At 45.0% G+C, this 14,062-nt stretch carries 12 protein-coding genes and 1 riboswitch; of the genes, 6 read left to right on the top strand and 6 right to left on the bottom strand.

Features of this window, described 5'->3' with window-relative positions; translation table 11 throughout:
* Positions 1 to 204: DUF2498 family protein (locus RH46_RS18075; protein WP_006880966.1), on the bottom strand; the 204-nt coding region annotated here is incomplete at its 3' end.
* Between the two features lie 414 nt (positions 205 to 618).
* Between RH46_RS18075 and topA the strand changes: the two genes are divergently transcribed.
* The 5 genes from topA to RH46_RS18050 all read left to right on the top strand — a co-directional run bounded on the left by topA (position 619) and on the right by RH46_RS18050 (position 9,125).
* Entirely contained in the window at positions 619 to 3,252 is a 2,634-nt protein-coding gene (topA, locus tag RH46_RS18070) for a type I DNA topoisomerase (protein ID WP_006880965.1), read from the top strand.
* Positions 3,253 to 3,445: 193 nt separating this feature from the next.
* Positions 3,446 to 5,134 (top strand): sensor domain-containing diguanylate cyclase, encoded by a 1,689-nt coding sequence (locus RH46_RS18065; RefSeq protein WP_006880964.1) that lies wholly within the window; start codon positions 3,446 to 3,448, stop codon positions 5,132 to 5,134.
* 363 nt (positions 5,135 to 5,497) lie between these two features.
* Positions 5,498 to 6,715 (top strand): glucose-1-phosphate adenylyltransferase, encoded by a 1,218-nt coding sequence (gene glgC, locus RH46_RS18060; protein ID WP_006880963.1) that lies wholly within the window; start codon positions 5,498 to 5,500, stop codon positions 6,713 to 6,715.
* Positions 6,705 to 8,165: a glycogen synthase GlgA gene (gene glgA / locus RH46_RS18055; RefSeq protein WP_006880962.1), complete on the top strand. Its 1,461-nt coding sequence runs from the start codon at positions 6,705 to 6,707 to the stop codon at positions 8,163 to 8,165. The genes glgC and glgA overlap by 11 nt, the downstream gene beginning before the upstream one ends.
* Before the next feature lie 156 nt (positions 8,166 to 8,321).
* A complete protein-coding gene (locus RH46_RS18050) occupies positions 8,322 to 9,125 on the top strand; it encodes an alpha/beta fold hydrolase (RefSeq protein WP_006880961.1) in 804 nt (267 codons plus the stop codon).
* 3 nt (positions 9,126 to 9,128) lie between these two features.
* Here the strand turns inward: RH46_RS18050 and RH46_RS18045 are convergent, their stop codons facing one another.
* From RH46_RS18045 to torD, 5 genes are all read right to left on the bottom strand, one after another.
* Positions 9,129 to 9,434, bottom strand: coding sequence for a putative signal transducing protein (locus tag RH46_RS18045; RefSeq protein ID WP_006880960.1), 306 nt, complete (start codon positions 9,432 to 9,434; stop codon positions 9,129 to 9,131).
* Positions 9,434 to 10,126 (bottom strand): TVP38/TMEM64 family protein, encoded by a 693-nt coding sequence (locus RH46_RS18040; protein ID WP_006880959.1) that lies wholly within the window; start codon positions 10,124 to 10,126, stop codon positions 9,434 to 9,436. Before RH46_RS18040 ends, RH46_RS18045 begins: the two co-directional genes overlap by 1 nt.
* Before the next feature lie 139 nt (positions 10,127 to 10,265).
* Positions 10,266 to 10,859, bottom strand: coding sequence for a TfoX/Sxy family DNA transformation protein (locus tag RH46_RS18035; RefSeq protein WP_006880958.1), 594 nt, complete (start codon positions 10,857 to 10,859; stop codon positions 10,266 to 10,268).
* Between the two features lie 132 nt (positions 10,860 to 10,991).
* Positions 10,992 to 11,077: riboswitch (cyclic di-GMP riboswitch) on the bottom strand.
* 142 nt (positions 11,078 to 11,219) lie between these two features.
* On the bottom strand, positions 11,220 to 12,227 hold the full coding sequence (gene purR / locus RH46_RS18030) for an HTH-type transcriptional repressor PurR (RefSeq protein WP_006880957.1): 1,008 nt from the start codon (positions 12,225 to 12,227) through the stop codon (positions 11,220 to 11,222).
* A gap of 218 nt (positions 12,228 to 12,445) precedes the next feature.
* Positions 12,446 to 13,093 (bottom strand): molecular chaperone TorD, encoded by a 648-nt coding sequence (gene torD, locus RH46_RS18025; protein ID WP_006880956.1) that lies wholly within the window; start codon positions 13,091 to 13,093, stop codon positions 12,446 to 12,448.
* Positions 13,094 to 13,330: 237 nt separating this feature from the next.
* Between torD and torR the strand changes: the two genes are divergently transcribed.
* Positions 13,331 to 14,044 (top strand): two-component system response regulator TorR, encoded by a 714-nt coding sequence (torR, locus tag RH46_RS18020; protein WP_006880955.1) that lies wholly within the window; start codon positions 13,331 to 13,333, stop codon positions 14,042 to 14,044.
* Positions 14,045 to 14,062: the final 18 nt, after the last annotated feature.

The raw sequence follows: 14,062 nt of genomic DNA, 5'->3' as shown, positions 1-14,062 counted from the left end.
CTTAAACATATTAAATACCGCAGTTGTTTTAGCCGTCGGTAAGCCGTTGTCATCAAGGAAATAGTTGCCTTTAAATACCAACACATCGTCCTTTTCTTCTACGCTATCTGCGCGCATTCCATCAATGTAATCGTCGTGTTCCTGAATAATATGGTTAGCAATCATTAACAGTTCAAGTTGAGAGACGACTTTCTTTTCGCTCATTAGGGGATACCTTCTTTGATGGTTTGTTCTTGATGAACAGGTGTGTTGAAAATTGTATGGATAAACACGGCAAAATCAATTGCGATAGATCAATCGAGTGCTTAACGCTGAAAGACGGAAGCGTGTAGGTTTTGTGACTGGTGGCAAAAAACCTTACCTTAAGTTGGCATCGTCGATCTTAAGACGTTTAGTATGTGGCGTTTTCATAACTTGGCCGAATTGATTGGGCGACTTCTACTGTTTTAGATTGTTTTCCATTTCTAAGACATCGCTGCATTGTCGAGCAGTCAATGTAGAAATTTAAAAAAGATATTGATCTTCTTGCAATCTCGCTCAATAGTAAAAAAAGAAGCAAAGTATTAAGTATGTCGTGCGATATATTGTCGCACTCGATAAAGGACACTTGAGTCAATTATGGGTAAGTCACTGGTTATTGTGGAGTCGCCTGCAAAAGCGAAAACCATCAATAAGTATTTAGGTAAGGACTTCATTGTAAAGTCCAGTGTAGGTCACGTTCGTGATCTACCGACTGCTGGCCAAAGCACAGGCCAGAAAGCTGCGGCGGTATCAACCAAAGGCTTAAGTGCTGAAGAAAAAGCACGTATTAAGAAAGAAAAAGATCGCAAGTCATTGATCAAGAAGATGGGTATTGACCCGTATCATGGCTGGGAAGCGAACTATCAAATACTGCCAGGTAAAGAGAAGGTAGTCGCAGAACTACAAAAACTGGCCAAAGACGCGGACAGCGTTTATCTAGCAACCGATTTGGACCGCGAGGGAGAGGCTATCGCTTGGCACCTTCGTGAGATCATCGGTGGTGATGAAGAGCGATACAAACGCGTAGTATTTAACGAGATTACAAAAAATGCTATCCAGCAAGCGTTCGAGAAACCGGGCGAATTGAGCATGGATGGTGTTAACGCACAGCAAGCACGTCGTTTCATGGACCGTGTGGTAGGCTTTATGGTCTCTCCACTGCTATGGAAGAAGGTTGCGCGTGGCTTGTCTGCTGGTCGTGTACAGTCGGTAGCCGTAAAGCTACTGGTAGAGCGCGAGCGCGAAATCAAAGCGTTTATTCCTGAAGAATTCTGGGATATCCACGCTGATACTAAGACTCAGGACAAAACAGACTTCCGCTTGCAGGTTGCTCAGAAAGACGGTGTTGCATTTAAGCCTGTCAATGAAGCAGAAACCAAAGCAGCAATGTCGGTGCTTGAAAAAGCACGTTACGAAGTATGTAAACGTGAAGACCGTCCTACGTCTAGCAAACCGTCAGCACCATTTATCACTTCAACACTGCAGCAGGCGGCGAGTACGCGTTTAGGCTACGGTGTTAAGAAAACCATGATGCTTGCTCAGCGTTTGTATGAAGCAGGTTACATCACTTATATGCGTACCGACTCAACCAACCTGAGTGCTGAAGCCGTTGAAACGGTTCGTGGCTTCATTGGTGACGAGTACGGTGATGCTTACCTACCGGCTAAGCCAAACGTATATGGCAGCAAAGAGGGTGCTCAAGAAGCGCACGAAGCTATTCGTCCTTCAGATGTCGCTGTTAAAGCTGACGACCTGAAAGGTATGGAAGCTGACGCTCATAAACTCTACTCGCTGATTTGGAATCAATTTGTTGCGTGTCAGATGACGCCGGCTAAATATGATTCAACTACTGTCAGCGTTAAAGCTGAAGAGTACACGCTGAAAGCGAAAGGTCGTATTCTTAAGTTTGATGGCTGGACTCGCGTTCAACGTCCACTTGGTAAGAATGAAGATCAGATCCTTCCTGCGGTACAAGTTGGTGACAGCATCGACCTGATTAAGCTGGACCCTAAACAGCACTTCACTAAGCCGCCAGCGCGCTTTACTGAAGCCGCATTGGTTAAAGAACTTGAGAAACGAGGCATCGGTCGTCCTTCGACTTACGCATCAATCATCTCAACGATTCAGGACCGTGGTTACGTTAAAGTTGAGCAGCGTCGTTTCTACGCAGAGAAAATGGGTGAAATCGTCACTGACCGTCTCGACGGCAGCTTTGATGACCTGATGAACTATGAGTTCACTTCACGCATGGAAGAGAAACTCGACCAAATTGCTGAAGGCGACGCTAACTGGAAAGGCGTGCTGGATGACTTCTTCACTGACTTCACAGGCGATCTAGCGAAAGCTGAACTGGATGAAGAAGAAGGCGGTATGAAGCCGAACCACATCGTTTACACCGATATTGAATGTCCGACGTGTTCACGTCCTATGGGTATTCGTACTGCGTCGACAGGTGTATTCCTTGGCTGTTCTGGTTATGCGCTACCACCTAAAGAGCGTTGTAAAACGACGATTAACTTAGGTGACGAAGAAGGCATCATCAATGTTCTTGAAGAAGATGTTGAAACAGCTGCGCTTCGTGCTAAAAAGCGTTGTCCGATTTGTGAAACGGCGATGGACGCTTATCTGATCGATGAGAAACGTAAGATGCACGTTTGTGGTAATAACCCGAACTGTGACGGTTACGTTGTCGAGCACGGTGAGTTCAAAGTGAAAGGCTATGACGGCCCTGTTGTTGAGTGTGACAAGTGTGGCAGCGATATGGAGCTGAAAAACGGTCGCTTTGGCAAATACATGGACTGTACTAACCAAGAGTGTAAGAACACACGTAAGATTCTCAAAAACGGTGAGGTTGCTCCTCCTAAAGAAGATCCGGTTCACCTACCAGAACTTCCATGTGAGAACTCTGATGCTTACTTCGTTCTTCGTGACGGTGCATCAGGTCTGTTCTTAGCCGCGAGCACGTTCCCTAAATCACGTGAAACGCGCGCACCGCTGGTAGAAGAGCTGGTTCGTTTTAAAGATCGAATTTCGCCTAAGTTCCACTATCTGACAGAGGCTCCAGAGAAAGATCCAGATGGCCTGCCTATGGTAGTTCGCTTTAGCCGCAAGTCGAAAGAGAACTATGTCCGTTCTGAAGTCGACGGTAAACCTTCGGGTTACACAGCACTGTATGTGGACGGTAAGTGGGAAATCACGGACAAGCGAAAAAAACCTGCGAAAAAGAAGTAGGTTCTAGATAGTCAAAAGGCAGCTAATCTTAGCTGCCTTTTTTCTTAGCCGAACGAATGACTGTTTTCATATAAATGCGATCAATATAAAACTATTTACCTAATGGCGAAGTTTATATTGAGATTCTCTGCTGCTATTTTGACAATGTTATCCGTAGCTTCTAATCCTTTAGAGGGGCAACTGGAAGGACGAGATGGGACAGAGACTAAAGCTTCTTATTATCATTGTTGTTAGTAGTGTCGTTTTTGTAATGACTACGTACGCTATTTCTAAACAAGTACTCGATAAAGTGATCGGAGGATTGCTGTGGGAGTATGCGCAAGTCTCTGCACAAAACGATGCCCAAGTATTAAAACCAATAGCCGTTCAGTCTGATTTAATCAAACAACTGGCTAATCACCCCAATATCACTTCATGGGCTCAAAATAGTGATGATTCCGTTTATCAGGCCGTTGCTGAAGATACGTTAGAGCATTTTCGCTGGCGACTCGATTCGAAGAATTTCTTTATCGCTTTAGACCAGAATCTTGCCTATCACTACAACGATGTAAATAGTATTCGCCAATTGAGTTTTTTCCGCCACTATCTGGATCCGGATGCGGTTATAGATAAATGGTTCTTTGAACAAAAAGAGAACGGGGTAGAGCTGTCGGTCAACATCGCCCACGATGTTCACCTTAATTTGACCAGAATCTGGCTTAACCAAACCATCGAGAAGGATGGACAGTTCTTAGGTATCGTTGGAACAGGCATAGATGTAACGTCGCTATTTGAACAGTTTTCGGACTACCACCCTTCGGGTATAGAAACCTTTTTCATTGATGAGCAGATGAGAATTCAGTTAGTACTTTCTGCGGATTCCACTCATTATCCATTGCGCGATAGTCGTTCAAGAAAACCACTACTGAGTAGTGTAATCAGCAACCACAGTGACTATCTGGCACTAGAAAAACTGATGAAGTTACAGAAGAAGGGCCAAGAAGCTCAGGTTTTAATGGTAGAGCAGGCTTCAGGTCAGTCTGCGGTAGCGATTCACTATATTGAGTCTTTGGGTTGGTATGAGGTGACATTTGTCAGTGTTGACACCATGGTACCGGGTTGGGTGACGAGTCAGCTCTACTTTCCACTTTTGGCGATTACCTTATTGTTTGCAACCATCCTTTTTGGCTGGCTGGTAAAACATTGGCTGATTCCACTAGAGCATTGGACCGAGCGCCTTGCTCAGTTAACGAAAGAACCACCGGCTAATCAACCACTCACTGCAAAATGTATCGACCACTGTTTTAATGAACTCGAGAATGAATTACATCACAGCCGCAAAGGATTGGATCACCTTGTTGCGTCACGAACCGCCGCTCTTGATCAGTTAGCGACATTTGATGTCTTGACCCAGCTGCACAACAAGCGTGGACTGGAAAAAGAGCTTAGTGCCGAATTAGCCCGTTCTTCTCGCGAGCAGCATCAGTTTGGTTTGTTATGGATTGATGCCGGCATTACGCCTTTGTCAGACTCTGAACAGGCTCAGCGCGATTATCAAAGTGCGTTGCAGCTAGTGGCAAAAGGATTACAACGAGCGATTCGAGAATATGACGTTGCTGCAAGGTGGGCTGAAGACGAGTTTCTTGTCTTGGTTCGTTGTGAGCAGACTCCGACCCTGGAGCGTATCGCGAACCGCATAAAACAATATGTGGATGCGCATCAAGATGTCGCAAGGCAAGATTTTCGTCATCCGATTAAGCTGTCTATTGGTGGCGCTCTTATTGAACCTCAGATGAGTTTACAGCAAGCCCTGGCGTTGGCTGATAGTTCCCTCTATCTGGCGCAATCTAAACAAACCACAATCTATATTCACCCAGATTCTCGTCAGAGGAAGAGAGCCTAAGTTGTCCACACGGTTCTACCTCTATTTATCACGCTATCCATTCACCACGTCTATGCGAGCAAAGTCACACCAATGTAGTTAATTTGTTGCCGTCTTGTGACCTTGTGGCGAGATAGTGTGAGCTATCGCAGAGCCCCGACAAGCAACAATTGTGTGGTCGATGGGACAGCATGTTTTAAATTGTAATCTTCCTGAAATACGATAACTTATAATAATCCTTTGTTGCTAAGAGTTCGGCTTTGACTCTTAAATGGCATAAAAAGCTGTGTTTACGCCTGTTAGGAGTTTGCGTGGACAAAAGGACTTAGATGAGCCCCCCTAAATAATGGCTCATTACAATATAAATAAAATGGAGAGAATTAAATGGCTGGTGTTTTGGGAATGATCCTTGCTGGTGGAGAAGGCTCTCGCCTGCGCCCACTTACGGAGTCTCGTAGTAAACCCTCGGTTCCTTTTGGCGGTAGCTACCGTCTTATCGACTTTGCACTGAACAACTTTGTAAATGCCGACTTGATGCGCATTTACGTACTAACACAGTTCAAATCTCAATCTCTGTTCCACCACCTTAAGAAAGGCTGGAACATCAATGGCATTACAGACCGCTTTATCGACCCAATCCCTGCTCAGATGCGTACAGGTAAGCGATGGTATGAAGGTACTGCTGATGCAATCTATCAAAACTTACGCTTTATGGAACTGTCTGAACCTGAACAAGTGTGTATCTTTGGTTCTGACCACATCTACAAAATGGACATCAAGCAAATGCTCGATTTCCACAAAGAGAAGCAAGCATCATTAACCGTGTCTGCTCTGCGCATGCCATTAAGTGAAGCGTCCCAGTTTGGTGTTATCGAAGTGGATAGCGAAGGGCGTATGATCGGCTTTGAAGAAAAACCAAGTCAGCCTAAATCTATCCCAGGAGATCCTGAGCATGCACTCGTCTCTATGGGTAACTACGTTTTCGAAGCAGAGACGTTATTTGCTGAGCTGATAGAGGATGCGGATAACCCGGATTCGAGCCATGATTTCGGTAAAGACATTATTCCGAAAATGTTCCCGCGTGGAGATGTGTTTGTTTATGACTTCAGTACCAACCGCATCACTGGTGAGAAAGAAGAAGTGTACTGGCGAGATGTCGGTACGATAGACGCTTACTGGCAAGCGCATATGGATCTGTTGAAGAAGGACGCTCCATTCTCCCTCTACAACCGTAAGTGGCCGCTTCATACATACTACCCACCTTTACCGCCAGCGACTTTTACCGATTCCGATAACGGTCGGGTACAAATCATCGACAGCTTGGTGTGTAGTGGTAGTTATGTTCGTGGTTCACGCATTGAGAAGTCAGTGCTTGGCTTTCGCAGTAATATCGCCTCAGCGTGTGATATCAGCGAAAGTATTCTGCTTGGTGATGTGAAAGTAGGTGAAGGTTGTGTGCTGAGACGTGTTATCGTCGATAAGGATGCGGATATTGCACCGGGTACCCAAATTGGTGTAAACCTGTCAGAAGATAAAAAACATTATCATGTATCTGACGAGGGAATCGTTGTTATTCCAAAAGGAGCACGTATTGGCTACTAAGAATCTTTCTATTCTTTTTGTAGCATCGGAAGTAGAAGGGTTAATCAAAAGTGGTGGCTTGGCAGATGTTGCCAAGGCACTGCCTGAAGCATTGCTCACATTACAGCAAGATGTTCGTATAACGTTACCTGCTTACCAGAAAGTAGCAGGTATCGATCAAGCCCCGGTGGTACTTGAGACGCAACTTGAGTACTGGCCTCACACTCACTATAAGGTCAAGCAGCTTGAAGTGGCTGGTGTCACCGCTTACGCGATTGATTGTCCACAGTACTTTGACCGTCCTGAAATGTATGCCGAAAACAATCAGGCGTATCAGGATAACGGTGAACGCTTTGCTTTCTTTAGTGCTGCATGTCTCGATATGTTGCCTAAACTTGGTTTCCAACCTGATATCGTTCACGCTAACGACTGGCATACAGGGTTCGTACCTTACTTGCTTAAGCATCGTTATGTTGCTGATGAGTTCTTTGCGCAGACTAAGAGCATCCTTTCAGTACATAACGCCGTGTTTAAAGGAGTCTTCAGTTACGACGAACTGCAGTTTCTTCCAGAAATGCATACACGCCATGCGTTTGATGCGGCGGTTAGTGATACTCATGTCACCATGCTAAAAGCCGGGGTAATAAACGCTGATAAGATCAATGCGGTAAGTCCGACGTATGCTGAAGAACTGACGACCGAACTGGGTAGCCATGGTATGGCGGCTGAGTTCCAGCACAGAGCGAGCGATCTGGTTGGCATTCTCAATGGCTGTGACTACTCAGCCTGGAACCCGCAAACTGATCCAGCTCTGCCGGTGAACTATAAGGCGAGTCGTCAAAGTATGGTGCGTGGTAAGAACGCATGTAAGAAAGAGCTGCAGCAACGTCTTGGACTAGAAACCGGTGATGTGGCTATGTACGGTATGGTATGTCGACTGACGAACCAAAAAGGTATTCATTACCTGATACCTATTTTAAATGCTTTCTTACGCCATCAGGTTCAGGTTGTGATTGTCGGTACCGGCGATCCAGTATTGGCTGGTCAATTGAAGGAAATCGAAGCCATCAACCGTGATAAGTTTGTCTTTGTTGAGGCGTATGACAATGAGCTTGCTCATTTGGTTGAAGCCGGTTCTGACTTCTTCATCATGCCTTCTGAGTTTGAGCCCTGCGGTCTGAATCAGATCTACAGTATGGCTTACGGCACTTTACCGATTGTTCGTGGTGTCGGCGGATTGCGTGACAGTGTTAATGATTACGATGCTGACCCTAGCTGTGCGACAGGTTTCGTCTTTGACCAACCTGAACCTCAACAGCTACTCAATGTTCTGCAACGTTCGCTGCTGCTTTATGCGCAAGAGCCTAACGAGGTAAAGCGTGTTCAGCTATATGCGATGGAGCAGGACTTCTGTTGGTCCAAAGCGGCTGATGAATATATCAACTTGTATCATAGTGCACTCAATGCATAACCCAATCAAAGGCGTCTTTCTGACGCCTTTTTTGCATCATATTTACATTTTTTAGCCAAAGAAATAGGCATAAATGACACCTGCTGACTTAATTCCTTATCGGTTTATGGTAATCTCCTTAGCCAATGTTTAGAACCTGAGTGATTCCTGGCTGCTATGAGCGATACTTTGCTATTTCACAAAACTTTTGCCCACCCAACCAGTGACGAGTGGGTCGTCTTTGTGCATGGAGCAGGGGGAAGTTCATCAATCTGGTTTAAACAGATCAAAGCATACAAACAACATTTCAACTTGTTGTTGATTGATCTTCGTGGCCACGGTAAATCCAATCAGTTACTTAAAGAGCTCATCGCCAATCGCTACACCTTTAAAGCTGTCACATTGGATATTCTCAAAGTTCTTGATCATCTGAAGATTCGCTCGGCACACTTTGTCGGTATGTCTCTTGGTACCATCATAGTGCGTAATATCGCTGAATTATCGACTGACCGAGTTAAGTCTATGGTGCTAGGAGGCGCTGTTACGCGCCTCAACACCCGTTCTCAGGTTTTAGTGAGGCTGGGTAACCTTTGTAAGCACATTGTCCCTTATATGTGGTTATACAGCCTTTTTGCATACATCGTTATGCCGCAGAGAACCCAGAAAGAGTCGCGACACCTGTTTATCCGCGAAGCCAAGAAACTGTGCCAAAAAGAGTTTAAGCGTTGGTTTATTCTCACCGCAGAAGTGAACCCGCTGATGCGATACTTTAAAGACCGCGAGCTGCCGATCCCTACACTCTACTTAATGGGGGAGCGCGACTATATGTTTATTCAGCCGGTTAAAGAGATGGTGGCAGCGCACCGGAAAAGTCAGCTACTAGAAATAGCTGACTGTGGTCATGTATGTAATGTTGAGCGTCCGGAAGAGTTCAACCAACACTCGATTGCGTTTATTCAACAGCAAATTGATGAAAAATAATCGCTAAGGAGCGCTGGCTCCACACTGCCAGCATACTCCGAATTGCGCTTCATTGAGCTCACCACACTCTTGACAAGGCCAGTCAGACCCAGCCTGTTTACTCCTGAACTCAGCAATTATCGCTTGTGCTAATGGTAATTGCTGCTCATCAAGTAACCAGATATAAGGTTCGCTATTCTCACCGAAAGGGACTTCTCCCTGCAGACCAAACAGCCCCTCTCCACGAACCTCACAGTCGATGTGGCGTGATTTGAGCAGCTCACAAACAATATGAGCCTCTGGTGGTGTTGCCGCAGAGTAAACGCGCATTAAACCTTCCCGTTAGAGGTTGAAGGCGCCGCCTTGAATTTCCCCATCACCCATTTAGCTATCACTGGGAACAGACCTAATAGAGCGAAAGAGGCCAGAACGCTTGGCGAAACGATACCGGATAGACTATCAATCTGCGCAAGTTGTGTACCAGCGTTAAGGTAAACCGCAGTGCCAGGTAGCATACCCAACTGACTCACCAGGTAAAATCTTACCGTCGCCAGAGGAGTCAAACCCATGAGCAGGTTGATCAAAAAGAAAGGGAATACAGGGATAAGACGCAGTGAGAACAGGTAAAACGAACCATCGCGCTCAATGCCCTGATTGATTGCTGACAGCTTCTCACCGAACTTAGCTTGAACCCAATCGCGCAATAAGTAGCGGCTACTTAAAAAGGCGAGGGTAGCACCAATTGTGCTGGCAAAAGAAACCAGAATCAGGCTGGTCCAAAAGCCAAACAGCGCAGCGCCTAAGAGTGTTACTACAGCCGCTCCAGGTACCGAGAAAGCCGTGATGGCGATGTAGGCAAAGAAATAACTCGCAGCTGCGACAACAAAGTTATCGGCAATAAACAGGGCAAGTTCAGCTTGTTGTGCCTTGGCGTTTTCAAGGGTGAGGTACTGACCAAAATTGAGTGCTAACAGGACAATTAAAGCGATGAAAATCACGCCAAGGATTAATTTTTTATTCATACTACATCTCCATCACATATCAAAGCTGAATAAATCAAAGTGTTAATAGACTAGACAGGGAATGCAAGCAGTAAATTTCACACACAATAAAAAAGTCAGCCCTGAGGCTGACTTTTGCTATAGAAATAAAAAATCTCTATTAATGGCTGAGCTCGTTTAGCAGCTCCTGACGCCTGTTTTGTGGAATCACAGACCAGTGAGTACCATTAATTGCACCTTCTAACGCCCAAAGCAGTTCGATGTTAACATCAGAGGAGTGGGTAGACTGGATTGCTTTAAATGCGTTAACAGAGCCGGTTTGCTCAAGGTTCTCAACACTCTCGATGCCAGCTTTCTTAAGCATACGCTCAGTCGCCAGACGCAAATTAGGCAAATCTTTGAGACGATTTGGCTTAGCCTGAGACTGAGTCTTCTTCTCTTTATTTGCTGCGTCGAGCGCCATTTTGGCAACTTCAAGTGTTTTGTTTTGGTCGCAACTCCAATCTTCGCACAAGGCAAAGTATTTCGTTACAACTGGGAATCCACGTTTTTTATAAACATAAGGTTCGAGTCCTTGAGACTTAAACTGTTTAGTCAGTGCCGCGTCGGCACGAACGTGAAGCTTGTCGTTGACTACGAGTGCGAACATCGTGTCATCAGCAAAAATGCCAAAGCCACCAAACATTGAACGAGACTTGATGTAGCCAAGTTGCTCAAATAATCGCATTGAGTCTTTTAGTATTGGTTTATCCATGCTGTGTATTCTCGGTGTATTGTTATACGCCACCAATTCAGGTCCGAGAGATTAGCAAATTTATGCAGGTACTGTGTTAGTAAGGTGTCATACAAACGTGAGCAATTCGCGTATGACCATTGCATATTTACCATCGGCAACCCCGCTACCTGACATAAAATGTTGAAGGCCGGAGGCTTTGCGTCCCACCCTTTCGGAGTGGTTTGCCCTGTTCGTGGCATTATTCGAACATTTAGAGCATAAATAAAATATGCGCAGAACATCACGCCGGAATCGGATAAGTGTGATCTTGGTTCAGTAAAAAGAGGGGAAACATACGCTTAGCCAATAGTGATGCTACCGGCTAAGCGAATAGGCTAACTATTTGTTAAGATTACGAACTGTATTTCGCTCAACGATTTCTGGATGCATTTCGAAGATACGCTTTTCGTGCTCTTTATCTTTAATTCGCTCAAGCAAGATTTCAAACGCGTTCTTACCAACACGACGTTTTGGTTGGTGGACGGTCGTTAGCGGAGGAGAGAAGTACTCAGCCAGCTCAATGTTGTCGTAGCCAATCACTGACATATCTTCCGGAATACGAATGCCTTTTTGCTGTAGACGGCTCATCAGACCGAGCGCCATAGTGTCGTTGAAACAGAAAACAGCACTTGGTTTGTTGTCCATAGCCGCAATCTTATCAGCCGCTAAAACTGCAGTGTCACACTCAAAGTTACCTTCAAGGATCCAATCTTCATTCACTGCCAGTTCTGCTTCAGTCATCGCACGTTTAAAGCCGCGAATACGCTCCTGACAGGCTGCCTTTTCAAAGTGACCGCTCAGACAGGCGATATCCTTGTGACCACGTTCGATAAGGTATTTGGTTGCCAGATAGCCGCCTTCTTCTGAGTTATCGATGATTTTGTCCGCTTGCGAGCTTTCTGGACCCCAATCCATAACTACTTTAGGAATGTCTTTGTGACGGTCAAGCATTTCGCTCAGCTCTTCAGTAAGGTCTGAACACATCACTAGAATGCCGTCTACACGTTTCTCTGCCAACATACGAATGTAATCGCGTTGCTTCTCGTAGATGCCGCCTGTATTACATAGAATGAGTGTATAACCCTGACGGTAACAGTAGCTCTCTACACCATCAATAACTTCAGAAAAGAACAGGTTTGTTGACTGTGTCACCAGCATACCGATAGTACGAGTGGTATTGCACTTTAAGCTACGAGCAACGGCACTTGGCGCGTAGTTAAGCTCGTTAACCGCTTCCATTACTTTTTCTTGAGTAGCTTCAGCAACAAAGCGCGTTTTGTTAATCACGTGAGACACAGTGGTTGTTGAAACACCGGCTAGGCGAGCAACATCTTTAATAGTGGCCATAAGGTTTGTCCTGTCGATGACTGCCACGGAAATATATTCAAGTGTAGAATAAAATAGTCTGGCAGAAAGTATCAGAAACACAAAAACCGCCCTTATTTAGCGGTTTGTATTTGAATCGTTCATTTTTATCGTTTGCGGTCACGATTTTAGACCGCAAACTCTCAGAGAGCAAACAAAAAAACGTCAAAGGAGCATGTTACAGCTCACAATGTGTTGTTTTATTCGCCAGCTAGATAAGTGCAATCAAGCTCTAGGAATGCATTAGTCAGGCTGGCAATCGCTGAGTAAAAGCCAAATTGGTCCAGTGTCTGACACTTAGCAGAGAATTTTGGCACCCAGCTTAGTAGGTGTTGTTGAATGAACTCTTCTTGCTCTTTTAGTGCGTCTTCAAGGTGACGTTCTTGTTCCAACTCGTTGGAGCGAATAATCAGGTTGCCAAGAAAATCCAGTTCGATGGCTAGGTGATCCGCTGGTTCGTTAAGATCTTTCTCTACCGCAACACCATGTTTCGCCATCAGATCTTCCATTTCCTTAGCCGGTGCATCGTTAAGAAGACCAGTATTGCCAATATACATAGAGGCATAGGGAAGCGCGGAGTCTCTGTCCGATTTTAAGAACAGATCACAGAAATCTGCAGCCAGTTCTAGTTGGGCATCTTCACGGTCCATTAAACGATTAAGCGCATCAGTCACTCGTTCAATAGCAGGTTTTAAAGCGGCATTTTCACCCAGACCAGTGAGGAAAGAGCGGATTTCAGCGGAATGATACTGGGCAATGTTTTCCTCTGTTAGCTCGTTAGCAAACAGGCTCGACAACCACCAGTAAATCTCAGCGCGTTTTTCATTAAATGCTTTAATTTCTTGCATTAGGTTCAACTCCTAAAATAACTATCTACTAGTTTAACCAATAAAAATGAATAGTGATAACGGCTTGTGTGACAAGTTAATATTACTTATGAATGGATATGAATAGATGGGTGAGTTTTGTCTTGAATCAAGAAAAAATCATCTTTCTTGGTTTTAAAGTGATAAATACTAGAAATGTTACTATTTATGAATAGAATACACTTTAGAGCAATTCCCAATGTAAATGAAGTGGTGTAGATGAGCTATCATGTACTAGTTGTAGAAGATGACGCAGTAACTCGTAGCAAGCTTGTTGGATACTTTCAAAACGAAGGTTACAACGTTAGCGAAGCGGAAAGCGGTGAACAGATGCGTGATTCGCTACAAAACAACGCGATTGATTTGGTGATGTTAGACATTAACCTTCCTGGTGAGGATGGCCTAATGCTGACACGCGAACTTCGCAGTCAGTCTGACATTGGAATCATCCTGGTAACAGGACGCACGGATAGCATTGATAAAATCGTTGGCTTAGAAATGGGCGCAGATGATTATGTCACCAAACCATTTGAGTTACGTGAACTATTAGTTCGCGTTAAAAACCTTTTATGGCGTATCTCATCGGCACGCAACGCTTCAGTTTCGCAAGATGCAGCGCAGCAGGACGACAATATCGTTCGTTTTGGTGAATGGACATTTGATGTTCAGCGCCGTGCTTTAAGTCGTAATGGGGAGCCAGTTAAGCTCACTAAAGCAGAGTACGAACTGCTGGTAGCACTCTCCTCATACCCGAATCAGGTACTGAGTCGTGAGCGAATTCTTAACATGATCAGCCACCGAGTTGACGCGCCAAACGACCGCACTATCGATGTTCTGATTCGTCGTATGCGAGCAAAAATGGAGTTCGATCCGAAGAACCCGCAGATTTTTGTCACTGTTCATGGCGAAGGCTACATGTTTGCAGGCGACTAACAAATACTGAATAAAAAA

It is taken from the genome of Vibrio brasiliensis LMG 20546 (assembly GCF_000189255.1).
Classification (GTDB): domain Bacteria; phylum Pseudomonadota; class Gammaproteobacteria; order Enterobacterales; family Vibrionaceae; genus Vibrio; species Vibrio brasiliensis.
The sequence above is the reverse complement of the archived record's forward strand: the minus strand, read 5'-3'. Positions and strand labels throughout refer to the sequence as shown.